Origin of the sequence: Bradyrhizobium sp. AUGA SZCCT0431 (assembly GCF_018131065.1) — a bacterium.
In the GTDB taxonomy this organism is placed as follows: Bacteria; Pseudomonadota; Alphaproteobacteria; order Rhizobiales; family Xanthobacteraceae; genus Bradyrhizobium.
The window spans coordinates 105,996-129,924 of record NZ_JAFCLR010000011.1; the positions used below are offsets into that span (position 1 = coordinate 105,996).

The 23,929-nt window shown below is 63.9% G+C and carries 22 protein-coding genes and 1 other RNA gene; 7 read left to right on the forward strand and 16 right to left on the reverse strand.

What is annotated here, in order from left to right; all coding sequences use genetic code 11:
- Positions 1–121: 121 nt before the first annotated feature.
- The 12 genes from JQ567_RS12965 to JQ567_RS13020 all read right to left on the reverse strand — a co-directional run bounded on the left by JQ567_RS12965 (position 122) and on the right by JQ567_RS13020 (position 10,765).
- Positions 122–1,636: a Do family serine endopeptidase gene (locus JQ567_RS12965; RefSeq protein ID WP_212411042.1), complete on the reverse strand. Its 1,515-nt coding sequence runs from the start codon at positions 1,634–1,636 to the stop codon at positions 122–124.
- Between the two features lie 162 nt (positions 1,637–1,798).
- Positions 1,799–1,999: a DUF2065 domain-containing protein gene (locus tag JQ567_RS12970; protein WP_212439170.1), complete on the reverse strand. Its 201-nt coding sequence runs from the start codon at positions 1,997–1,999 to the stop codon at positions 1,799–1,801.
- Between the two features lie 92 nt (positions 2,000–2,091).
- A complete protein-coding gene (gene hflC, locus JQ567_RS12975; protein ID WP_212439171.1) occupies positions 2,092–3,000 on the reverse strand; it encodes a protease modulator HflC in 909 nt (302 codons plus the stop codon).
- Positions 2,997–4,142 carry an FtsH protease activity modulator HflK gene (hflK, locus tag JQ567_RS12980; protein WP_212439172.1) on the reverse strand — a complete coding sequence of 382 codons (1,146 nt, stop codon included), beginning with the start codon at positions 4,140–4,142 and terminating at the stop codon, positions 2,997–2,999. Before hflK ends, hflC begins: the two co-directional genes overlap by 4 nt.
- A 169-nt stretch (positions 4,143–4,311) precedes the next feature.
- Positions 4,312–4,839, reverse strand: a complete 528-nt coding sequence (locus JQ567_RS12985; protein ID WP_212439173.1) for a dihydrofolate reductase — start codon at positions 4,837–4,839, stop codon at positions 4,312–4,314.
- Positions 4,839–5,324 carry a GNAT family N-acetyltransferase gene (locus JQ567_RS12990; protein ID WP_212411048.1) on the reverse strand — a complete coding sequence of 162 codons (486 nt, stop codon included), beginning with the start codon at positions 5,322–5,324 and terminating at the stop codon, positions 4,839–4,841. Before JQ567_RS12990 ends, JQ567_RS12985 begins: the two co-directional genes overlap by 1 nt.
- Positions 5,325–5,344: 20 nt before the next feature.
- Positions 5,345–6,139, reverse strand: a complete 795-nt coding sequence (locus JQ567_RS12995; protein ID WP_212439174.1) for a thymidylate synthase — start codon at positions 6,137–6,139, stop codon at positions 5,345–5,347.
- Positions 6,140–6,340: 201 nt separating this feature from the next.
- Positions 6,341–7,327 (reverse strand): tripartite tricarboxylate transporter substrate binding protein BugD, encoded by a 987-nt coding sequence (locus tag JQ567_RS13000; protein WP_212439175.1) that lies wholly within the window; start codon positions 7,325–7,327, stop codon positions 6,341–6,343.
- Positions 7,328–7,444: 117 nt separating this feature from the next.
- A complete protein-coding gene (locus JQ567_RS13005) occupies positions 7,445–9,010 on the reverse strand; it encodes a tripartite tricarboxylate transporter permease (RefSeq protein ID WP_212439176.1) in 1,566 nt (521 codons plus the stop codon).
- A gap of 7 nt (positions 9,011–9,017) precedes the next feature.
- Positions 9,018–9,518, reverse strand: coding sequence for a tripartite tricarboxylate transporter TctB family protein (locus JQ567_RS13010; RefSeq protein ID WP_212439177.1), 501 nt, complete (start codon positions 9,516–9,518; stop codon positions 9,018–9,020).
- Positions 9,519–9,623: 105 nt separating this feature from the next.
- The gene (locus tag JQ567_RS13015; protein ID WP_212034468.1) at positions 9,624–10,157 is read right to left on the reverse strand and encodes a chromate transporter; all 534 of its coding nucleotides are present in this window, start codon (positions 10,155–10,157) and stop codon (positions 9,624–9,626) included.
- Positions 10,154–10,765 carry a chromate transporter gene (locus JQ567_RS13020; RefSeq protein ID WP_212439266.1) on the reverse strand — a complete coding sequence of 204 codons (612 nt, stop codon included), beginning with the start codon at positions 10,763–10,765 and terminating at the stop codon, positions 10,154–10,156. Before JQ567_RS13020 ends, JQ567_RS13015 begins: the two co-directional genes overlap by 4 nt.
- Before the next feature lie 123 nt (positions 10,766–10,888).
- Between JQ567_RS13020 and ssrA the strand changes: the two genes are divergently transcribed.
- From ssrA to JQ567_RS13045, 5 genes are all read left to right on the forward strand, one after another.
- Positions 10,889–11,245, forward strand: a transfer-messenger RNA (tmRNA) gene (ssrA, locus tag JQ567_RS13025).
- A 201-nt stretch (positions 11,246–11,446) separates the two neighbouring features.
- Entirely contained in the window at positions 11,447–11,974 is a 528-nt protein-coding gene (locus JQ567_RS13030; RefSeq protein ID WP_212439178.1) for an SspB family protein, read from the forward strand.
- A gap of 79 nt (positions 11,975–12,053) precedes the next feature.
- Positions 12,054–13,472: a class II fumarate hydratase gene (gene fumC, locus JQ567_RS13035; RefSeq protein WP_212439179.1), complete on the forward strand. Its 1,419-nt coding sequence runs from the start codon at positions 12,054–12,056 to the stop codon at positions 13,470–13,472.
- Positions 13,473–13,747: 275 nt separating this feature from the next.
- Positions 13,748–13,936, forward strand: a complete 189-nt coding sequence (locus tag JQ567_RS13040) for a DUF4169 family protein (RefSeq protein ID WP_192738001.1) — start codon at positions 13,748–13,750, stop codon at positions 13,934–13,936.
- Positions 13,933–14,193 carry a ribbon-helix-helix domain-containing protein gene (locus tag JQ567_RS13045; RefSeq protein ID WP_192738002.1) on the forward strand — a complete coding sequence of 87 codons (261 nt, stop codon included), beginning with the start codon at positions 13,933–13,935 and terminating at the stop codon, positions 14,191–14,193. Before JQ567_RS13040 ends, JQ567_RS13045 begins: the two co-directional genes overlap by 4 nt.
- 78 nt (positions 14,194–14,271) lie before the next feature.
- Here JQ567_RS13045 and JQ567_RS13050 read toward each other — a convergent pair whose 3' ends face one another.
- A complete protein-coding gene (locus JQ567_RS13050; RefSeq protein WP_312017393.1) occupies positions 14,272–14,865 on the reverse strand; it encodes a tetratricopeptide repeat protein in 594 nt (197 codons plus the stop codon).
- Positions 14,866–15,109: 244 nt separating this feature from the next.
- Here JQ567_RS13050 and JQ567_RS13055 point away from each other — a divergent pair, with 244 nt between their 5' ends.
- Entirely contained in the window at positions 15,110–16,684 is a 1,575-nt protein-coding gene (locus JQ567_RS13055) for an ABC-F family ATP-binding cassette domain-containing protein (protein ID WP_212439180.1), read from the forward strand.
- Here the strand turns inward: JQ567_RS13055 and JQ567_RS13060 are convergent.
- Together JQ567_RS13060 and JQ567_RS13065 are read right to left on the reverse strand one after the other, a co-directional pair.
- Positions 16,681–20,397 (reverse strand): AsmA family protein, encoded by a 3,717-nt coding sequence (locus JQ567_RS13060; RefSeq protein WP_212439181.1) that lies wholly within the window; start codon positions 20,395–20,397, stop codon positions 16,681–16,683. The genes JQ567_RS13055 and JQ567_RS13060 overlap by 4 nt on opposite strands.
- A 171-nt stretch (positions 20,398–20,568) precedes the next feature.
- Positions 20,569–21,801, reverse strand: coding sequence for a cytochrome P450 (locus tag JQ567_RS13065; protein WP_212439182.1), 1,233 nt, complete (start codon positions 21,799–21,801; stop codon positions 20,569–20,571).
- 142 nt (positions 21,802–21,943) lie between these two features.
- Between JQ567_RS13065 and JQ567_RS13070 the strand changes: the two genes are divergently transcribed.
- Positions 21,944–22,555, forward strand: coding sequence for a TetR/AcrR family transcriptional regulator (locus JQ567_RS13070; protein ID WP_212439183.1), 612 nt, complete (start codon positions 21,944–21,946; stop codon positions 22,553–22,555).
- 5 nt (positions 22,556–22,560) lie between these two features.
- Here JQ567_RS13070 and JQ567_RS13075 read toward each other — a convergent pair whose 3' ends face one another.
- On the reverse strand, positions 22,561–23,853 hold the full coding sequence (locus tag JQ567_RS13075) for an MFS transporter (RefSeq protein ID WP_212439184.1): 1,293 nt from the start codon (positions 23,851–23,853) through the stop codon (positions 22,561–22,563).
- Positions 23,854–23,929 lie beyond the last annotated feature (76 nt).

The window sequence follows — 23,929 nt, forward strand, 5'->3', positions numbered from 1 at the left end:
ACGAGGTCGGGTCATCGCTTGATTGGGTTACGATCAGGCGCGCATGCGCGGCGGTATCGTCGAGATGAATTTGTGGAGGTGGGACTTTCGGCGTCGTCCCGGCGAAGGCCGGGACGACATATCACTGCACGAGCAGTGGCACGAAGCGCAATTCGCCTTCGCCGTTGGCAACCATCAGCAGGACCGACTTGCGCCCGTCCTTCTTGATCTGATCGACCCGCTTCTTGACGTCGGCGGTGTTCGTCACCGCCTCCTGCGCCACCTCGACGATGACGTCGCCGGCGGACAGCCGCTTCTCGGCGGCATCGGATGCATTGTCGACGCCGGTGATGACCACGCCCTTGACGCTGTCCTTGATCTTGTACTTGCCGCGCAGATCCTTGCTCAGCGCGGCCAGATCGAGGCCGAGCACCTTCTGCGTCACCGGCTTCTCGGCGGCGGGCTCGTCCTTCGACTTGGCGGCGGCCTGCTGCACCTTCTCGTTATCCTCGAGCCGGCCGAGCGTCACCTTCTTGGTTTCCTCCGCGCCCTTACGGATGACGACGACTTCGACTTCCTTGCCGACCGCGGTGTCGGCGACCACGCGCGACAGGTCCTTCGGATCCTTGACGTCCTTGCCGTCGAACTTGACCACGACGTCGCCGGGCTCGATCCCGGCGGGCTTGGCCGGGCCCTTGTCGTCGATGCCGGCGACCAGCGCGCCGCGCGCCGGCTTGATGTTGAGGCTTTCGGCGATCTCGTCGGTGACCTGCTGGATGCGGACGCCGAGCCAGCCGCGGCGCAGCTCGCCGAACTCCCGGAGCTGATTGACCACGCCGATCACGGTCTTCGAAGGTACCGCGAAGCCGAGGCCGATCGAGCCGCCGGTCGGCGAGATGATCAGCGTGTTGACGCCGACCACTTCACCCTCGAGGTTGAACAGCGGACCGCCGGAATTGCCGCGGTTGATGGAGGCGTCGGTCTGGATGTAGCTGTCGTAGGGCCCCTGGCTGATATCGCGGTTGCGCGCCGAGACGATGCCGGCCGTCACCGAGCCGCCGAGGCTGAAGGGATTGCCGATCGCAATCACCCATTCGCCGAGACGCAGCTTGTCGGACTCGCCGAACTTGACCGCGACCAGCGGCTTCACCGGCTTGAATTTCAACACCGCGATATCGGTCTTCTTGTCGACGCCGACCAGTTCGGCCCTGATCTTGGTGCCGTCGTTCATGATGATGTTGATCTCGTCGGCATCGGCGATGACGTGATTATTGGTGACGACGACGCCAGCGGTGTCGATGATGAAACCGGAGCCGAGCGAATTGGTCTTGCGCGGCTGCATCTCGCTTCGCTCGCCGCCCTTGGGAGCGCCGCCGCGCCGGTTCTTGAAGAAGTCGTCGAAGAATTCCTCGAACGGCGAGCCCGGCGGCAATTGCGGCGTGGCCTGCCGGTCGCCGCCACCACCACCCTTGGCCTCGACGTTCTGCGAGGTCGAGATATTGACGACGGCGTCGATCACCTTTTCGGCGATGTCAGCGATGCCGTCCGGGCCCCGCGCGAAAGCCGGCGCTGAAGCCAGAGCGCCGACAGCGCCGAGTGAAATCGCAGCCCCCATCATGCGCAGGCGACGGCTCAAAGCGGGTCTGGCTCCGGTCATGTCAGCTTCTCTCCAGCGGGTCGATTTGGGGTCCACAGTGCGCCCGAACGGGTCTGAGGCGCAAGCATTTGAACCGGGCATTTCGGCGAAAAACCGGCCATTAACGGGTAACGATTCCGTTGATTCCGCAGGCGATTTGCCAAGGTCGGCTCGGCCGGCGCGCTAGCGGCGAACCAGCCAGATCAGGAGCAGGCCCACGACCGCCGATCCGATGCCCACCGCCCGCAGAATGTTGTCCGGCGTCGTCATCGCGCTCTTCATCGCCCGGCGCATCCAGGCCGGGCTTGCCGCGAACATCAAGCCTTCCAGCACAAACAGGATTCCCATGCCGATGAGGAAGTCGGCAAACGCTATGGACCTCATCGGATGGCAACCTCCCGCTGAACGCAGTTCTTGCTTTTGTGGCAGGCGAAGCGGGGTCCGCTTCGCCTGATATGGTGTGGCCGGCCGAGAGCTTATTGCTTCGGCGCGGCTGGCGCGGCGGCGGCCGGCGGGTGGCCGGCCGAATTGGCGAAGAAGCGGAAGAACTCCGAATCCGGCCGCAGCAGGAAGCGGGTGTCGTTGCTGCGAAGCCCGGTCTCATAGGCCGACATCGAGCGGTAGAACGCAAAGAAGTCGGGATCCTTGCCATAGGCCTCGGCGAACAGCCGGTTGCGCTCGGCATCGCCGGCACCACGCGTCTGTTCGGAGGTCGAATTGGCTTCCGCGATGATGACGGTCGCCTCACGATCGGCCTTCGACCTGATCTCCTGCGCCTTCTGTCCGCCCTGGGCGCGGAACTCGGCGGCCTCGCGCGCCCGCTCGGTCTGCATGCGCTGATAGACCGCCTGGCTGTTCTGCTCCGGCAGATCGGCGCGGCGGATTCGCACGTCGACCACCTGAATGCCGTAACCGTCGGCTTCCCTGTCGAGCTGTTCGCGAATACGCAGCATCAGGGCTTCGCGCTCATCGCGCACCACCGTGATGAAGGAGACCTCGCCCAGCACGCGGCGCAGCGACGCATTCAACAACGTCGTGAGCTGAATGTTGGCCGCCTGGATCGAACCGATGCTCTGGTAGAAGCGCAGCGCGTTCTTGATGCGGTAGCGGGCGAAGGCGTCGACCACCAGCCGCTTCTGGTCCGAAGCGATCACTTCCTGCGACGGATTTTCCAGATCGAGGATGCGCTTGTCGATCGAGATGACGGTGTCGATGAACGGCGCCTTGAAGTTCAGGCCCGGTTCGGTGACGACGCGGATGGGTTCACCGAGCCGCACCACCAGCACTTGCTGGGTCTGGTCCACGGTGAAGACGGAGCTGTAGCCGAAGATGACGACGACGAACAGCGTGATCAGGAGGACAATGCCTGTGACGGGAGACCTCATCGGTTGCCTCCCTGCTGCTGCTGACCCGTGGCGGGCGGCGCCGGCGTTCGCCGCGGCGACAACTCGTTGAGCGGCAGATACGGCACCATGTTCTGCGCCGACGGGCCGCCGTCATAGACGAGCTTCTCGGCATTGGCGAGGATACGTTCCATCGTCTCGAGATAAATTCGCTGCCGCGTCACGTCCTTTGCCTTGTTGTATTCGTCATAGACTTTCAGGAAGCGCGCGCTCTGGCCCTTGGCCTCGGCGACCGCCTGTTCCTTGTAACCTTCGGCGACCTGCAGGATCTGCGCGGCGCGGCCGCGCGCGTCCGGAACGACGCGGTTGGCGTAGGTCTGCGCTTCGTTCTGCAGACGCTCGAGGTCGGCGCGGGCGGCCTGCACGTCGCGGAACGCGTCGATCACCTGCGCGGGCGGATCGACCTTCTGCATCTGTACCTGCGTGATCTGAACCCCCGAACCATAATTGTCGAGCGTCTTCTGCATCAGTTCCTGCACACCGGCTTCCGTGGTGGTGCGGGCGCCGGTCAGGATCGGCTGGATGTTGGAACGGCCGATCACTTCGCGCATCGCGCTTTCGGCGACCGCCTTCACGGTGCCTTCGGGGTTCTGGATGTTGAACAGGTAATTGCCGACGCCGTCCGGCTTGATCCGCCACAGCACCGTGAAATCGACGTCGACGATGTTCTCGTCGCCGGTCAGCATCAGGCTTTCTTCCGGCACGTCGCGCATGGTGCGGCCGCGCCCGCTCGGATCGCTGATCAGCGTCATGCCGATCGAGATGGTGGAAACGCGCAGCGCCTTCGGCAGCAGCACGGTCTCGATCGGATACGGCAGATGGTAGTTCAGGCCGGGCTGCACGGTCTTGATGTGCTTGCCGAAGCGCAGGATCACGCCGAGTTCTTCCGACTGGACGCGGAAGAAGCCCGACAGGAACCAGATCGCCAGCGCGCCGATCAGAACCAGCGCGATGCCCATGCCGCTGAAATGGCCGCCGGGCAGCAGCTGCTGGATCTTGTCCTGGCCGCGACGCAGAAGGTCCTCAAGATCGGGTGGGCGCGGCCCAACCGATTGCGGTCCGTTGCCCCACGGTCCCTTCGGACCCGAGCCCCACGGGCCCCCGCCTTGATTCTTCCACGGCATATAAAAGTCTCCTCCGCGGGCCCGGGTCCGCCTGATTGGGCAAAATGCCCGGCCTCGCATGTCCGACCGGCTTTATAGGGGACCGCCCGGGCCCTTACAACGCAAGCTTATGGTCTCAAGCAGCTATGCTTGGGGCCATAATTGTCAATGCAAACATTGGCTAGCGAGGTTAATGCGACAATTGACGCGTGCCGCGCCGACGAAATGTCACATAGGAGAAGTCGGCGCTGTCGTCGGGTCCGGCCGGATTCCGCACGCGCGCGACCTCTTCCCAGTCCGAAGCCGCAATTGCGGCGAAACGCGTATCGCCGTCGGGCCGGGCATGCACCTCGGTGATTTCCAGCCGATCGGCACGATCGATCCATTGCGCATAGATTTCCGCGCCGCCGATGATCGCGATCTCAGTGGCGAAACGTCGCAGCGCATCGCCGGTCGCGATCGCCTCGGCGTCGGCAAGGGAAGTGGTGACCACCGCGCCCTCCGCGCGGTAGGCGGCATCGCGCGTGACCACGATGTTGGTCCGCCCTGGGAGCGGCCGGCGAGGAATCGACTGGAAGGTCTTGCGGCCCATCACGATCGGCTTTCCCATCGTCATCGCCTTCAACCGCTGCATGTCGGATTTCAGCCGCCACGGGATGGCGCCGCCGGCGCCGATCACGCCGTTCTCGGCGACCGCGACAATGAGAACAATTTCCATCAACGCGTCCCTTGCGCCAGCGCAGTCAACGCCGGACCGCTTACCCGGCACACCGTCCACTCGTCCATCAGGACCGCGCCCAGCGATTTGTAAAAGTCGATCGACGGCGTATTCCAGTCCAGCACCGACCATTGCAAGCGCGACCAGCCGTTGGCCACACATTGCTTCGCAAGCTGCGCCAGCAGCGCCTTGCCGATGCCTTTGCCGCGCTGCGCCGGCCGGACGAACAGATCCTCAAGATAGATACCGGACCGGCCGCTGAACGTTGAGAAATTGACGAACCAGACCGCGAAGCCGGCCGGCTCGCCCTCCCACTCCGCAATCTCGCAAAACAGCCGCGGATGGCTGCCGAACAGCGCGGCGTCGATGTCAGCTTCGGTGGCCTCGACCTCGTGAAGCAGCTTTTCGTACTCGGCGAGTTCGCGAACCAGGGACAAGACAAGCCCGGCTTCATCGGGACGTGCGCGGCGGATAGCAAGAGCCATTCGATCGCTCACACTGCGTCTCATACAGCTACTTGGGCCTTGATATGCGGGTGCGGATCGTAGCCTTCGAGCACGAAGTCCTCGTAACGGAAAGCGAAGATGTCCTTGACCTCCGGATTGATCTTCATGACCGGCAGCGGCCGCGTCGGCCGCGTCAGTTGCAGCCGCGCCTGTTCGAGATGGTTGGAATAGAGATGCGCGTCGCCGAGCGAGTGCACGAAATCGCCCGCCTTCAATCCCGTCACCTGCGCCACCATCATCGTCAGCAACGCGTAGGACGCGATGTTGAAGGGCACGCCGAGGAAGACGTCGGCGGAGCGCTGATAGAGCTGGCACGACAGCTTGCCATTGGCGACATAGAACTGGAACAGGCAGTGACAGGGCGGCAGCGCCATCTTGTCGACGTCGGCCGGATTCCACGCGCTCACGATCAGGCGCCGCGAATCCGGGTTGCGCTTGATCATGTCGATGAGATTGGAAATCTGGTCGATGCGGCGGCCATCGGGCGCCGGCCAGGATCGCCATTGCGAGCCATAGACCGGGCCGAGATCGCCATTGGCGTCGGCCCATTCGTCCCAGATCGAAACGCCGTTGTCCTTGAGATATTTGATGTTGGTGTCGCCGGCCAGAAACCACAGCAATTCGTGCACGATCGCCTTCAGCGGCAGCCGCTTGGTGGTCAGCATCGGAAACCCGGCGCTCAAGTTGAAGCGCATCTGGTGACCGAAGATCGACAGCGTGCCGGTGCCGGTGCGGTCGTGCTTCTCCGCGCCGTCAGCGAGGATCCGTTCGAGCAGGTCGTGGTACTGATTCATGGAGTCTTCTTGATCAAGGAGTCTTCTTGGCGTCGGTTTCGCAAGCCTTTCGGGAAGGCGAATTTAGCGGCCGCAAGCGGCAATCGACAGTACCGATTCGGCTACGCCCCGATTATACCCGGAAAAGTGATGCGCCTTCCGTGAAACAACAAGGGGCGGAACCTGCGTTCCGCCCCTCACCTATCTACTTGATCGGATTGATCAACCTGCCGGCTTGAGAACCGGCGTCCACTTCGCGATTTCGCTCTTCACCAGTGCGGCCAGCGCTTCCGGCGTGCGATCCTTGGGGCCTGGGATCACGCTGCCGAGCTCAAGCAGGCGCTTTTTGACGGTCTCGTCGTCGAGTGCCTTGACGATCGCCTCGTTCAGCTTGGCAATGATTGGCGCCGGCGTTCCCTTGGGCGCGAAAATCGCGTTCCACGCCTGGGCCTGGAACGCCGGCAGGCCGGCCTCCGTGGTGGTCGGAACATCGGGCAGCGACGGATTGCGCTCGGCGGTCGCAATCGCATAGGCCTTGATGGTGCCGCCATTGATCTGCGGCACGGCGTTGACGATCTGGTCGCACATGTAATCGACCTGTCCGGCCACCAGCGCGTTCATCGCAGGTCCGGTGCCGTTGAAGGGCACGCCGACCGGCTTGACTCCCAGCACCGAGTTCAGCAACTCGCACGACACGTTCGAGACCGAGCCGACGCCGGCATGCGCCGCGTTGACCTTGGTTTCGTTCGCCTTGACGTAGGTGACGAATTCCTTGAGGTCCTTGGGCGCGAGATCCTTGCGCGCCAGGATCAGGATCGGCGTGCCGGCGAGCAGCCCGACCGGCTCGAAATCCTTCTCGGGATGATAGGCGAGCTTGGGATAGAGCGGCACCGACGCCGCATGCGTGCCCATGTGCCCGGTGATCAGCGTATAGCCGTCATTGGCGGCCTTCGACGCGCGGGTCGTGGCGGTGGTGCCGCCGGCGCCGACCACGTTTTCGATGATGATGGCCTGGCCGAGCGTCTGCGCCATATGACCGGTGACGATGCGCGCGATCACGTCGGTCGGACCGCCCGCCGCAAACGGCACGATCATGGTGATGCTGCGCGTCGGGTAGTTTTGCGCCTGGGCCGGCGCGGCAAGAGCGACCAATCCGGCAAGGATGGCCAGGCAACCACCCGCCACAGAGCGACGACCATATAGTTTCATCTAATTCTCCCAGCTAAAGGCATTGAAGCAAATGCCGGCCCGACCGGCCGGCATTTCCATTTCACGAAACAACGAACGAAGTCGATTCGACTTCGGGCTGTGGCGAGCCGACGCAGGTCAGTTCTCGGACTCCACGAACACCTGATCGCGCTTCTTGCGGAGCGATGGCAGTACCGCCAGCACCAGCAGGCCTGCAGCGATCGCCATCAACACCGCCGATAGCGGACGCGTCAGGAACACTGACCAGTCACCGCGCGAGATCAGCAGCGCCCGGCGCAGGTTCTCCTCCATCAGCGGTCCGAGCACCATTCCGAGCAGCAGCGGCGCCGGCTCGAAATCATGCTTGATCAGCCAGTATCCGACCAGCCCGAACACGCCGGCGAGCACCACGTCCGTCGGCGCATTGTTCACCGAATAGATGCCGATCGCGCAGAACACCACGATCGAGGGGAACATCAGCCGATAGGGCACGCGCAACAGCCGCACCCAGATCCCGACCAGCGGCAGGTTGATGATCAGCAGCATCAAATTGCCGACCCACATCGAAGCGATCATGCCCCAGACGAGTTCGGGCTGCTTCTGCATCACCTGCGGTCCCGGCACGATACCGTGAATGGTCATCGCGCCGACCATCAGCGCCATGACAGCGTTCGGCGGGATGCCGAGCGTCAATAGCGGGATGAACGAGGTCTGGGCCGCCGCGTTGTTGGCGCTCTCAGGCGCCGCGACACCCTCGATCACGCCGTGACCGAATTTCTGCGGATGCTTCGATACCTTCTTTTCCAGCGTATAGGCGGCGAAGGATGCGATGACCGCGCCGCCGCCCGGCAGAATGCCGAGGATCGATCCCAGCACCGTGCCACGCAGGATCGCCGGCGTGGAATCCAGCAGGTCTTTTTTGGTCGGCATCAGGCCGGTGACCTTCTGCTGCACCAGCTGGCGGTCGGTTTCGCCGCCCGCATCGAGATTGCGGATGATCTCGGCGAAGCCGAACAGGCCCATCGCGACGGTGGCAAAGCCGAGGCCGTCCGCGAGTTCGGGGATGTTGAAAGCCATCCGCGATGCGCCGGTCTCGATGTCGGACCCGACCATCGACAACAGCAGGCCGAACACGATCATCGCGATCGCCTTCAGCACCGAGCCCTTGGCAAGCACCACCGCGAAGATCAGGCCGAGCACCATCAGCGAGAAATATTCGGCCGGCCCGAACGCCAGCGCGATCTTGGTCAGCGGCGCGCCAAGCAGCGCGATCAGAACTGTCGCGACGCAGCCGGCAAAGAACGAGCCGATCGCCGCGATCGCCAGTGCCGGACCTGCACGTCCCTTCTTGGCCATCTGAAAACCGTCGAGCGCGGTCACCACGGAGCCCGCCTCGCCTGGAATGTTGACCAGGATCGAGGTGGTCGAACCGCCGTATTGCGCACCGTAGTAGATGCCGGCGAGCATGATCAGCGCGCCGACCGGCGGCAGGCCGAACGTGATCGGCAGCAGCATGGCGACCGTGGCGATGGTGCCGATGCCCGGCAGCACGCCGACCAGCGTTCCGACCAGTGCACCAATCAGGCAGAGCAGAATGTTGACGGGAATGGGAATCGACACGCCGCCAAGAAAAGCGGGGGTCCACTGCACCAGCTGGAATACGACGCCGAAGCCGAGGCTAAGGTTTGAAAAAACGTCACCCATCACACCCTCACCGGATCATAAATTTGGGCAGCATCTGCAAGGGCAGACCCAGCGCGTAGGGAAACAACAGGCTGCAGAACGCCGTCAGGCACACGGCGACGATGATGGTTTCCGTCCATTTCGTTTCCGGCGTGCCCAATGCCGCAATCAGGAAGCTCGAGAACGCCGTGACGATCAGGCCCATCGGGCGGATCATGAGCGCAAAGGACAGGATCGCCAGCGATACGAACAGCGGGCCGCGCCAATGGTATTTCGCCAGGTGCGCGCCCTCGGTGACGAGGCCGACGACCATCACCGCAACGCCGAGGCCAAGCAACAGAAAGGCGAACATGCGCGGCGCGGTTCCGGCCCCGAACGAGAACCCCCGCATGCCCTGCAAATCGCTCGACGCCCACAGGGCGAACAGCGCGATAGCGATCAGCGCGACCCCGCCGACGAAGTCCTGCGGACCGCGAACCCATTTCGGCATGATCGATTTGACCGGCCCGTGGCTCGGCGTATCACTCATCGATATCTCTCCCCCCGACAGGGCTTCCCGCCCGTTCTGATTGGATGGCGTTTCTGATTGGATGGCTTTTGTGCACAGTCCCAAGGTCTTGCCTAGCGATTTTCCTCAGATAACGCCAGCAAAACCCAAAGCACCTCCGGCCAGCAATATCCAGACCGGATTGAGCCGCGTCGCAAAGGCCAGAACCGCGGCGGCCGCCGTAATCAGGCCGGCCACCCAGCTAAGGTCCGAAGTCAGCGCCAAAATCAGGCCACTGGCGCCCATCAGGCCGATCGAAAGCGGAACAAGGGCCGCCTGGATAATGGCGGGCCAGCGGGATTGGCTCGACCGCTGCAAAAGACGGCTCACATAATAGGCAAGGACGGCGGTCGGGCCGCACATCGCCAGGGTCGCCGCCAGCGCACCGGCCACCCCAGCGACGGAATAGCCGATCAGGGTCACGATCAGCACGTTCGGCCCCGGCGAGAGCTGGGAGATGGCGAAGATGTCGGCGAATTGCTTGTCATTCATCCAGTGGTGAACGTCGACCGCGATCCGGTGCATCTCGGGTATGGCCGAATTCGCGCCGCCAACCGCAAACAGCGACATCAAACCGAAAGTCCAAACGAGCGTCGAAATCGGATTGCCGTCCGAATTCATGCGGCCACCCGCTGGCGCAGAAAATAGGTAATGCCGAGGCTGAGCGGGACCGCCACCAGCAGCACCGTCTGCAGCGGCAGCCGCAGCACGCCGATGGCAATGAATACCGCGAGCAGGAACACGAGCCCGACCAGGTCGCGCTTTTTGATCAGCGGCATCATCATCTTGAAGACGACGGCCATCAGAAGCCCGACCGCCGCGCAGGAGACGCCGGCCAGGATCCGCCGCAGCGCGTCGATCTCGCCGTAGCGCGCGTACAGCGCCGCGAGGATCGTGGCGATCACCATGGGCGGGCCGACCAGCCCGGCAAAGGCCGCGATGCCGCCGGCAATGCCACGAAAGCGCGAGCCGAACACGACCGACAGGTTGACGATATTGGGCCCTGGCAGAAAATGGCACAGCGCGAAGGTCTCGTTGAATTCTTCCGCCGTCATCCAGCGGTGCTGGTCGACGATGCCGCGCCGGGCCCAGACCAGCACCCCGCCGAAGCCGGCCAGCGACATTTTGGCGAACGCCACGAACAGCTCGAGCAGGCCGGGCTGGTTTGGCGGGTGCGATGCAGGAAGATCCGGCGCCGGGACGGCGGCCGGCGGGGATTCCGAAGCCATGGACTTCGAAGCCATGGACTTCGAAGGCATGGATTTCGAAGGCATGGCGCAAAATCTAGAACGGCGGCACCGCCAAGGCCAATCCCAATTCGTCCGGTTCCCGCGCATTCCACGCCCATCCCGGCACTATTTTTCTCAGCCTTTGCCCCCTATATTAGAGGTGCCGGCTCGCCGGCTATGGAAATAAATTGCCGTCGCAATAAACCATTCGGACCCGGGGGCAGTACCCGGCGCCTCCACCCAAGCCCACCTTTGAAGGCGGGTTTCGGCGGGGGCGAAACAGGATCGACGAGGGCGTAAAGGGCGTGTTTTTTCTCGGTATGGTTCCGCCGTTATCGGGCTATGCAATAGTTGCAAACGACAACTATGCTCCGGTTGCTCAGGCTGCGTAACGCAGTTTGAAAAACCAAGTCTAAAGTCCTAGTGGGTTAAGCTCCGCTAGGCGGGGTTCGGAGGCACCTGGCAACAGAAGCCTCCACTTTATTTGCTCCCGCTTTTCCTGCGAGATTTCTTGTGAGTTTTCTTGTGAGTTTTCTTGCGATTTGCCGCTCGGCGGAACGCTTCTGCCGGAAATTCGATCGATGACGCCTGCTGACCTGCGGCCCCCGCCGGGGTAGCATGGGTCAAAATGGCGAGTCGGGCGACCGGCAGTGCCACCCATCTCAACGTGACAGGACCACCATGGCGACCGACCACATCCGTTATGACGTGCTGGCGCGCGACGCGCTGCGCGGGGTGCTGCGCCGCGTGCTGACCGACGCCGCCGAGCACGGCCTGCCCGGCGAGCATCATTTCTTCATCACCTTCCTGTCCACCGCCGACGGCGTCAAACTGTCGCCGCGGCTGCTGGCGCAATATCCGGAAGAGATGACCATCATCCTCCAGCACCAGTTCTGGGATCTGGTGGTGAGCGAGGATCGCTTCGAGGTCGGCCTGTCGTTCGGCGGCATCCCCGAGCGGCTGGTGGTTCCGTTCGCGGCGATCAAGAGCTTCCTCGATCCCTCGGTGAAGTTCGGGCTGCAATTCGAGCCATCCGACGAGGCCGCCGAAACGCCCACCGCCAACCTGCCCGCCGTTGCCGCGGCCCCCAGCCTGCCCGTTCCTGCACCGGCCACAGCCGCCGAAAGCAAGGACGAGAGCAAGGATGAGCCGGCCAAGCCGAGCGAGGGCGCGGAAGTGGTGCGGCTGGATCGTTTCCGCAAGAAATAACTGGAGACAATCTACGCGCGGGAAAATCCGCGGCGCGCTACAATGACCGTTCCGCATCCACGCGTAACGGAATTCATTGATGGCCCGACGAGCGACATCCCCGCGATCCAAATCCACCCGCAGCGAAACCGACAGTTTCGGGCCCATTGACGTCCCCGCCGATCGCTATTGGGGCGCGCAGACCGAGCGCTCGCGGCAGAATTTCCGCATCGGCCATGACCGCATGCCGACCGCGCTCGTCCATGCGCTCGGCATCGTCAAGCTCGCCGCCGCGCAGACCAACCGCGACCTCGGCCTGCTCGACGCGCGCCGCGCCACCGCCATCACCCGCGCCGCGCGCGAGGTGATCGAGGGCAAGCTCGACGATCATTTTCCGCTGGTGGTCTGGCAAACCGGTTCGGGCACCCAGACCAACATGAATCTCAACGAGGTGATCGGCAACCGCGCCAACCAGATGCTCGGCGGCGAACTCGGCGCCAAGAAGCCGGTTCATCCCAACGATCACGTTAATATGAGCCAGTCGTCGAATGATTCATTCCCGACCGCGATGCATATCGCCGCCGCCGGACGCATTATTGACGATCTGATCCCGGCCCTGAGCGAATTGCATCGCGAACTGCGCAGGAAGGAAAAGGCGTTCGCCAGGATCGTCAAGATCGGCCGCACCCATACCCAGGATGCGACGCCGCTGACGCTGGGTCAGGAATTTTCCGGCTACGCCGCACAGGTGGAAAGCGGCATCGCACGGCTGCGCGTGGCGGTGAAGGATCTGTTCCCGCTGGCGCAGGGTGGCACCGCTGTGGGCACCGGCCTCAACTCGAAACCGAAATTCGCGAGGACCTTCGCAAGGCACGTCGCCAAGATTACAAAACTGCCGTTCACGAGTGCCGCCAACAAGTTCGAGGCGCTGGCTTCCAACGACGCCTATGTGCTGGTGCATGGCGCGATCAACTCGGTGGCGACCGGCCTGTTCAAGATCGCCAACGATATTCGCCTCTTGGGATCGGGCCCGCGCTCCGGCCTCGGCGAATTGATCCTGCCCGAAAACGAACCGGGTTCTTCGATCATGCCGGGCAAGGTCAACCCGACCCAATGCGAAGCACTGACGATGGTTTGCTGCCAGGTGTTCGGCAACCAGACCGCCGTGACGGTCGCCGGCAGCCAGGGCCATTTCGAGCTGAACGTGTACAAGCCCGTGCTGGCATATTGTATGTTGAATTCCATCCAATTGCTGTCGGATGTGGTTCGCTCCTTCACCGAGCATTGCGTGGTGGGAATACGCGCCGACGAAAAGCGCATCCGCGATCTGATGGAGCGTTCACTGATGCTGGTGACGGCGCTCGCGCCCAAGATCGGTTACGACAACGCCGCCAAGGTCGCCAAATCGGCGCATGCGCGCGGAACCACGTTGAAAGAAGAGGCTGTGCGGCTTGGGTTCGTTACTGCGGCCGAGTTCGATCGCCTGGTCCAGCCCGACAAGATGACACACCCGGGCTAACGGTCGCGCGACCCCGGTAAACTACGGACGTGCGTGACGTGATTATTGATCATAACTCCCAAAGAATGAGTTTGCTCATCTATCGCCATCTCGCGGACACAAGGTACGAGCACAAAATATTTGGTTTTCGCAGAGCGAAACTTATTTTTTGATGCTATCAGAGAGCGCTACACGGGGATTCTGATGACGATCGATTTTGCACGCGCGCGGCGTGATCACGTTTGCATACGTAATGGATTTTCACACCTTCAAGTCGCCGGATGATGGAGGCGAGCATGGGGGACGTGGTCAACCTGAAGCGCTTCAAGAAGCGCAACGAGCGCGAAGCCTCGGCCAAGCAGGCCGACGCCAACCGCGCGCGGTTCGGCCGTACCAAATCCGAACGCGCGCTCGACGAGCAGGCGAAGGATCGCGCCGGGAACTTGCTGGATCAACATCGCATCGACGGCGGAGACGCATCATGAAGTCGCCGGTCGTCAAGCGCTCGATCGTGGTCGCCGGCCACAAGACCAGCGTCAGCCTCGAAGAGGCGTTCTGGAACGGCATGAAGGAAATCTCGGGCCTGCGGAACATGACGCTGTCCGAACTGGTCGGCGAGATCGACAGCAACCGCCAGCAGGGCAATTTGTCCTCGGCGATACGTCTGTTCGTGCTGGACTATTTCCGCACCCGCGCGATGCCGGCGGCCGCAGTTGCTCCTGAGGCCAGACCGCAGAGCTAGAACGCATTTCGTCGGGCTCAAACTAGCCGCAGGCGCTTCTCGCAAGGGAATACGCCCGCGGCGATTATCTCGCACACCTCAATAGACGAGGCTCGAACCGGGCGGCTTTTCAAGCGCGGCCGCGAGCGAACGATATTCCGTGCAGTCGGTGCCGCAGATCGCAGCGATCCGGCTCAAATGATATTGCGCAGAATCACGGTTGCCCTGCTCGATCTGCCAGAGGCCGTAGTACTGCCAGGTCAGCACGTGGTTGGGATCCGCCTTGAGCGCGCGCTCGTACCAGGCTTGCGACAGTTTGTAGTCGCCGAGCTTGCGATAGGAGTAGCCGATCAGATTGGCCACGTTGGGATGATCGTCGTGGCCGAGCGCCTTCAACTGCTCGATGGCGCCGGCATACTCGTTGCGGTCATAAATCGTCGCATAGGCTGCGCGATACCCCTGGATAAAGGCGGGGTCGCCGAGGCTGGTTTCCTTGGCTTTCTTCTTGGCCTTTTGGGTGCTGCTTCTGGCGGGCCGCGGCGCCGACCTGGTTTCCGGCGGTGGGGGCGTCGCCATCGGTGAATCGGCGCCGCCGCCACCTCCGGCGGCAAAGGCTGGAACCGGCGGTGCCGCAACGGCCAGCGCCATCAAGGACATTGCCAGTGTTACTAACCTGATCACGGATTTGAACACGCGCGCCTCCTGCTCTCGAGGATAGGAATTCCTCCAGCCGTATCCATCAACCCCGCCTTGCACCGTACATTCCCCGACTTCGTCGGGGCGTCCTCACAAATCGGAGAGATCGTCGAGGACGCCCTTGCCTTGGGGCCGGCAAGTTTCTAGGAAATGCCGATCGAGCCACACGGACACATGGAGAGAGCAATGGACATCGCAATGCACACCGCGCCGCGATCCCTGTCCATTTCGGAAGCTCTTCATGCCCGCCTTTCTCATTCTGGATTCGATTTCCCTCAATACACCTGACGGCCGGCCACTGTTCGACGGACTGACGCTTGCGCTTGGGCGCGAGCGAACGGGGCTCGTCGGCCGCAACGGCTCCGGCAAATCCACACTGCTGCGCCTGATCGCGGGCGAGAGCGAACCTGCCGGCGGATCCGTGCAACGCATCGGCTCGATCGGCATGCTCGCGCAGCTGGCGGATGACCGGCAGACGGTCGCGCAAGCGCTCGGTGTTGCCGGCGACCTCGCCCGCCTGCGCCGTCTCGAACGCGGCGAGGGCTCGCTCGACGATACCGCGGATGCCGACTGGACGCTGGAAGCGAGATTGCATACCGCACTGGTCGAAACCGGCCTGCCCGCGATGCCGCTCGATCGTCCGATCGCCTCGCTGAGCGGCGGCGAACGAACGCGCGTCGCGCTGGCACGACTCTTGATCGAGGCACCGGACTTGTTGTTGCTCGATGAGCCCACCAACAATCTCGACGCCGATGGAAGGCAAGCGGTGGCGCAACTGCTCGCACGCTGGCAGGGCGGCGCGCTCGTCGCCAGCCATGACCGCGCGCTGCTGGAGCGCGTCGACCGCATCGTCGAACTGATGCCGGTCGGCATTACCGTGTTTGGCGGCGCGTGGTCCACCTTCGCCGAGGCGCGCGACGCCGCCCGCGCCCGCGCCGGAGCCGAACTCGAGCGCGCGTCGGACGCGCTGCGCGATACCGAACGGTCTATTCAGAAAGCGCGCGAGAAGAAGGCGCGCCGCGACAGTGTTGGTCGCGCCTACGCACGCTCGGGCAGCCAGGCAAGGATCATGTTGGGTGCCCAAAAGCAGATCGCGGAAGCGAGCAGCGCCCGCGAGGGCCACCTTGCCGATCGCCTGCTCAACGACCGTACCGGCGCCCTCGAAGAAGCCCGCGCCAAAGTGGAAGTCCTGACACCGCTTGCGATCGACCTGCCCAAGGCCAACCTGCCCGGCGGCCGCGAACTCGTCGCCTTCAAGGATGTGATGATGTCCTTTGAAGGCCGCCCTTTGTTCGGCCCGCTGTCATTCGAGGTGCGCGGGCCCGAGCGGATCGCGATCCGCGGCGCCAACGGCTCCGGCAAGACCACGCTGTTCCGACTGATCACGGGCGAACTGAAACCTGCGTGCGGCGAGATCCGCCGCCTGACCGATCGCATCGCCGTCCTTGACCAGCATGTCGGGCTGCTCGATCCGGCTTCATCCGTCCTCGACAATCTGCGCCGCCTCAATCCGGAACTGACAGCAAATGAAGCGCACGCCGCGCTCGCCCGCTTTGCCTTTCGCAACCGCGCGGCGCTGCAAATCGCCGGCACGCTGTCCGGCGGCGAACGGCTGCGCGCGGGAATGGCTTGCGTGTTCGCGAGACCTCAACCGCCCTTCATGCTGCTGCTGGATGAGCCGACCAATCACCTCGATCTCGCCTCGATCGAGGAACTGGAAGTTGCGTTGAAGGGATTCGACGGCGCGCTGATCGTGATCAGCCACGACCAGGCATTTTTGCAGTCGATCGGGATCCAGCGCGAGATCGTGCTCTAGTTATTCTGCAGCGCCGGCCGCGGCGGTGGATTGGCGACCTGCGGCGTCAGCGACAGCGGCGGCTTCGGCCTGGGCTTCGCGGCGGCGCCGGGCGCGGGCCTGACCTCGATCGGCGGCGGCAGCGGCGCAACCTGTTGCTGGGTCGTGACCGGCGCGGGCGCAGGCGCAGGTGCCGTCGCGATGGGCGCCGGCGGGCGCGGCGGTGTGGCGGCCTTTGGCTTTGCTGCCGGCGGCCGGCGCGGATCGCGGCCGGGCACCGGCACTGGCGGCAGCGCCTCGCTCGGCGAAGCCAATTCCGGCGCTAATGGCACCACCGCATCCGGCGGCAGCGATATCGGCGCCGGCATCGGCGGCGGGGGTTCGCCACGCTCGATCGCATCCAGCCTTCTGGTTTCGTGATCGATCGTCCGCACCGCCAGCCAGGACGACAACGCCGTCACATCGACGCTGCGATTGAGCGCATCGGGCGTGCCCACGGCAAACAATTGAATCTCGGGGCGGCCGGTCGCCGGTCCCACCATCGTCAGCGCCAGCGCGGCGCGGATGTCGGCCTGATCGGCCGGAATATCATAGCCGCCGGAGACGGTGGCGCGCACGCCATTGGCGTCGAGCGTGGTGGCGCCGACGCGTAGCCGGCCATCCCGGATGTTGAACGGGATTTGCGCCGAGCCGACCGACAATGCGCCGGCCAGCAGCGCCGGTTCGACGATTTGCCTCAGCCTCGCATCGTCCTTGGCCTGGCCGCCATCGCTGGCGCGAACCGCCACCTCAAAGGCGCGCGGATCGAGCCCGGCAATCCTCGCGGATTCCAGCGTCACGGTTCCGCTGCCGGAGAGTGCGCCGGTCAGCGCCGCCGCGCTCCGGCCCTGGCTTGCCAACGCCATCTGCAGCGACGCGCGGCCCGCGGGCATCGCGAGATTGCGATAGCGCAGCGCCGTGCCATCGACGCTACTGAGCTGCACGCTCGCATTCATCGCAATGCCATTTGGGCCCTGCCTGGCGTCGATCGTGGCCGAGGCCTCGCCGCCGCCGATCTTGCCCTTGATGGAATCGAAGGTCAGCGACTGGCCGTCGCCTTTCACAATCCCGCTCACCGGTTGTAATTCGCTGCCGCCCGGCAGCAAGCCACGCAATGCCTGGAACGCGACCTTGCCGCGCCAGCCCTTGACCAGCCCCGCGGTGAGCGGCTCCGCCGCATCGTGTCCGGCAGCCCCCATCGCCAACGCAAAGGCCGGCGCCAGCGCGATTTGGTCGAGGCCGATTTCACCTTCGATATTTTTTTCGTCGCCCAAGGTAACCGCGACGTGTCCGCGCAGCCGTGAACCGGCAATGCTGCTGTCGAGATCGTCGAACGTGAGCTTGTTGCCTGCGAGTGACACGCGCGAGGACAGGCCGATATTCTGTGCCAGCGTGTCCGTCGGCTTGAGGTCGAGCAACGGCCCGAAATCGGCGCTGCGAACTTTCAGGGAGAAACTGCCCTTGGCCTCCTGCGCCCATGGCTCCGCCGTACCGTCAGCGTCGGCGTCCAGGCCCTTTCCGGAGATCTTCGCCTTGAGCCGCAGCGACGCACCCCATGCCCCCGTCGCCGAGCCTTCGAACTGCGCCGGACCGTCGCCGGCGGTCATCGCGCGATCCAGCCCCAGCAGCGCCAGCAAGGCACGGCCCTGCCCCGACGACATCTTCGAATCGATGCCGATTTCGCTGCGCCCCAGCGCCTGCAGATCGATGCCCTGGATCGCCATCACTGCCGGCTTTGCGGTGATCGTGGTGATTCCCTTGAGCTGCGGCGAATCGATGTCGACCACCGCGCGCGCGTTGGCAAGATCGGCCTGCCCGGCGCTCTTGTTGAGTTCGAGCGCGAGTTTGACGCGCGCAGGCCCCGGGCTCGCCCCCATCGCATTGAGCCGCGCAGCCAGCGACGGCGCAAACGGCGCCACCAACGCGGTGATCTGGCCAAACGACGACGCCGTCGAATGAAGTTCCAGCTTCCCAATCGAAGCGAAGCGATCGAAACGGCCGATGCCTTCCAACGCGACCTTGTCAGGCTGGCCGATATTCAACTGGTCGAGCGAAAACGCTTTCGGTCCGTAACCAAGCCTGGCCACCAGCGGCCGCAACTCCTGGCCGGCGGAAATGGCGCGGCCGATATCCAGTGACAGCCGCCCTTCGTCCGGCCATTCGGCCTGCGGGCCGGCCAGCGAACGCGCCAATGCCGTGGCCGCATCGAGGTCGAGGCGCTCGGCCTTCAACTCCGCCGTGATCTTCGAGCCATTGCCCGCTTGCCGGTGTGACACCGCGATACGGCCTTCAACGGCGCCGCCATCGATCTCGGCCTTCATCGCTTCGATGGCGAATCCATCAGGCGCAATGGTGACGTCGCCGCGCAGCCGCAACGGCTTCTGGCTGCGATAGCCGATGTCGCCGCGGCCCTGCAGCCAGGTCATCAACGCGTCGGGATCTGACGATTCGACGTTGAGCGCGGCCTTGAACTGATCCGGCGACGCGCCTTTTGCGATCGCCTCGCTCAACGAGACCCGCGTCGTGCCCGGCGCGCGAAACTCCAGCTTGCGTACGCTCCAGGATTTCGCATCGCCATGCAGTTCGGCAGCGATGTCCTGCAACGGACGGCCGCCCAGCATCACCTGCTCGGAGGCTAATCCGATCTGCGCCGCGATCGGGACTTGCGGAAGGCCCGACATCAGCGCGCGCACCGCCGGCAACACACGGACCGGTTCGGTGGCGCTGACGTCCTTGCTGTCCTTGGCGAAGAATCTGTCGGCATCAAGCTGGCGCGCGACGAGCGAAGCCCGCAGCAGCGGCGAGCCGCCGAAGCGCATGTCGCCATTTCCCGCCAGTTTCAGCGCGCGTTCGTCCGCGCCATACGTCACCTCGAGCGCATCAAGCCGTGCGGTTGAGTAATCGGCCTTGACGCGGGAGCTGACACGCCAGGATGGCGGCGACGTATCGAAGTCGCCGGCCTTTGGGCGGGGCGGACTCGCCAATATCATCGTGCCATCGAAACGCGGCGCCCGCGTCTCGAAAGACAATATGCCGTCGAGATCGGCCGAAAGCGTGTTCGGGCCGGGATCGATGTTCAAATGGACACGGGTGCCGTTGCCGTCGGCGGTCTGGCCGGAAGAAACCCGAAACGGATAGCGCGTGCCCGACAGCACGAAATTGCCGTCGCCACGGATCGAGCCCGCCAGCGAACGGACATCGCCGGAGAAGGCGATGTCGTTCAGTTCGAGGGTGTTGCGGCTGGCGGCGTCGTGCAGCGCGATCCGGCCGGTGAGATTGAGCCGATCGATCGCCAGCGAGCCCGGATTGAGCGTTCCGGTCGAGGCCGGCCAGTCGATCCGGCCCTTTGGATCAAGCCCGAGATCGAGCGACATGCCGTTGATGGAAAGCTCGGTGGCGCGCACTTCGCCGCGCATCAGCGAACCCAGGCTGAATTCGACGTCGAGCTTGTCGGCGCGCACCTTGCCAAGGTCGCTGGCGCCGCCGACCGTCACCGCGCGCAGCTGCAACGACGGCGCCGGCAACAGCCGCGCGTCGAGTTTGCCGCCGACGCGCACCGGCGCGCCGATGATCCGGCTCGCCTCGGCCTCGAATTGCGGCCGGAATTGATTCCAGTCGATGAAATACGGCCCGACAAGCGCGGCCACCAGCGCAATGATGAAGGCGATTGCCAGGCCGAGCAGCGTCGTCTGCACGGTGTCTCCCCATGAACCGCTCCGGCACAGACCGCGCCACGCGAACTCAGGGCCGGAGCAGCCCAATATATAGAGAGAAGTATGGCGAAGTCACAGCGGCATCAGCGCCATAGCCCCGCCGGTTCCGATTTATTCAGAACCTGAGGGCTCGTCGATGTCGAGGCGATATGGTTACCAGCTTGCCGGCAGATGCTTCAGGCCCCGGAGCACGAAGGTCGGCCGCCATTCCGGGTTCACCGCGTCATCCAGCCGCAGGTCGGGAATCCGGCGCAGCAGGGTGGAAAGCGCGATCTCCGCCTCGATCCGCGCCAACTGGGCGCCGAGACAGAAGTGGATACCCCCGCCAAAGGACAGCGGCTTCACATTGGGCCGGGTAATATCGAGACGCTCGGGGTGATCAGGGTAGACCGCCGGATCGTGGTTGGCCGAACCGAGCAGGCAAAGCACGGTCTCGCCTTTTGGAATCCGCTTGCCGCCGAGGTCGTCGATGTCTTCCAGCGCCACCCGGCCGGTCAGTTGCACGGAGGAATCGTAGCGCAGGAACTCTTCGACCGCGTTGGTCATGAGTTCGGGCCTGGCCTTGAGCAGCGCCAATTGGTCCGGATTGCGATGCAGCGCCAGCAGGCCGTTGCCGATCAGGTTGACGGTCGTCTCATGGCCGGCGCCGAACAGCAGGATGATGTTGGCCGTCAGCTCCTCATTGGAGAGCTTGTGACCGTCTTCCTCCGCCTGCACCAGCTGCGTGGTCAGATCGTCGCCGGGGTTTTTTCGCCGCAACTCGAACAGTTGCTGGAAATACATCTCGGAAATCATTGTGCCTTCGTTGGCCTGCTTGATCTCCTCCGGCGACAACGGCACCGGATCGAGAATGCGGCCACCCCCGCGCGCCCGGGTGTAAAACGCCTCGCGATGCTCTTCGGGGATGCCGAGCATGTCGCAGATGACGGTCACCGGCAGGCGGAAGGCGAAATCCTCGATCAGGTCCATCTTCCCCTGCGGGATGATCCGGTCGAGCGTCTCGTCGACGATTTGCTGGATGCGCGGGCGCATGTCCTCGACCCGGCGCGCGGTGAACGCTTTCACCACCAGTCCGCGCAGACGGGTGTGATCGGGCGGATCCTGCTGCAGCATCATGAGACCGAGGCTGCGAAAGGCCGGCTCCTCCATGATGTTGGGCCCATAGCGCCGGATGGTGCGTTCGACATGCTGCTTGCCAAAGCGCTTGTCGCGGATCACCAGACTGGCCTCGGCGTGCCGGCTGGCGACATAGAGGCCGAGCGGCGTCAGATGCACGGGATCGGTGGTGCGCATCCGCGCGTAATGCGGATAGGGATTGCGGATGAATTCCGGTGACAACGGATTGAAAAGCAGCTCGCTCGTCGCAGCCTGAACGTGCTCGTTCATGATTGACCTCGATTGGTTTCCACGCCGCAGTTTTTGTTAGTCTATCAGCGCATCGCGTCCGCTGATGCCGGATCTTGCCATCCGGGCCTCTGCAACTCGATACACTGTTGTATTGAGTTGCATTCTCACCTAAAATGGGCCGATGTCAAGGTTGCGAACCAGACCGACAAGGGACGATACCCGCGACAAGCTGTTCGAGGCGGCGGCGCGGGTGTTCGAGGAACAGGGCATTGGCGGCGCCAGCATCGAAATCATTGCCGCCGCGGCCGGCTTCTCGCGCGGCGCATTCTATTCGAATTTCACCAGCAAGGACGAGTTGATCATCGCCATGCTCGAGAATCACGTCGAGCAATCGATTCTGCGCCTTCACGATCTGCTCGCGAAGCACAAAAGCCTGCCGGATTTCATCGACGCGCTGAAGACGATGGACCGCAGCCAGCAGGATCCGCTAGGCCGCTCGCCCTTGCTGCACATGGAGATGATTCTGTTCGTGGCGCGCGCGGAAAAGCGCCGGCCCGAACTCGCCAAGCGGCTGCGCGCTCGCCGAAAATTGATCGCCGACATTGTCGAGACCGCAGCGAAGAACAGCGGCAAGGATCCAGTGCTCGATCCGGCCTGGTGGGGGGCTATCGTTCTTGCGATGGAAGACGGCTTCCGCCTGCACCGCCTGATCGATCCCGAGACCACGCCATCAGACAGTTTTCTGCGCGCCATCGGCGATCTGGAACGCGCCATCGGCGCGGCGTCGGCATAACTATTCTAACCGCCGCCTTGCATCTTATGCAGCTGCCCCGCGACGGCGCGGATCTTGCGCGGTGATGCCTGCCAGATCGCGAACGCCGACAAGGCGCTCACGGCGATGCCGATCGCAAAGGCCAGCGTGTAGCTGCCGTTAAGGTCGAACAGAAACCCGGTCGCCCACGGGCCGGCCGCGCCGCCGGCCAGCGCCGCCAGCATCATGGTGCCGAAAATGCTGCCATATTGCTTGCCCTGGAAGATTTCGAGCACCACCGCGCCCATCACCGAGGTCAGGCCGTAGCCGAGCACGCCCTGTGTCACGATCATCAGATAGACCAGCGGCAATACCGGCGCGAATTTCAGTCCGATCAGTGCGGCGAAACAAATCGCAAAGCCCAGGCAGCTGATCGCCCAGATCCATTCACGCCCGATCCGGTCGGAAAGATGCCCGAGCCAGATCTGGCCGGGAATACCGAGCAGGCTGACCACGCCGAGCGCCCAGACAGCGACATTGGCGCTGAAGCCGATATCGAGCAGGAACTTGGTCTGGTGCACCTGCACCGCGTACCAGACGTACAGGCCGCAGAAATAGCCAAGGCAGATCCACCAGAACCGCGCGGTGCGCAGCGCACGCCGCAAGGTCCAGTCGGTGGCGGCCCAGACCGGGTCGACGATGTTCGAGACCGGTTTTGCTGAAGTCGCCGTCGGCGCGGCGTCGCCATCCGGCAGCAGCCCGATATCTTCGGGACGCATCCGCAGCAACAGATTGATCGGCGCCAACACGACCAGGACCACAATGCCCATCGCGGTGCAGGCGGTGCGCCAGCCGGTCTGCTCGATCATGTGCTGCACCCAGGGCAGCAAGGTCACCGAACCGATACCGACGCCGGCAAATGCCAGCCCCATCGCAAGGCCGCGGCGGCGAATGAACCAGTTCGGCACGAACAGCGATTGGCCGGAATAGCCGAGACACACACTTCCCGCGCCGACCAGCACGCCGATGGTGAGATAGAGATGCCAGGGCTGCGTCGTCAGCGGCGCCAGCAGCAGGCCCGCGCCCATCAGGGCGACGCCGAGTTCCATCACCGCGCGCGGGCCGTGACGGTCCATCAAGCGGCCGATCAACGGGCTGACGCCGCCGGAGACCACGAAACCGAACGAGAAGGCGCCTGCGGTGAGGCCGCGTTCCCAGCCGAATTCGGAGATGATCGGCGGAAAGAACAGCGAGAACGCGGTCCGCGCATTGACGCCGATCGCCATGGTGACGAACGTCACCGCGACGATCGTCCAGCCGTAAAAGAAGGGAAGACGCATAGGCATGTCATTCCGGGGCGCACGAAGTGCGAGCTACGATGCGCAATTGCGCATCGGAGAATCTCGAGGTTCCGGG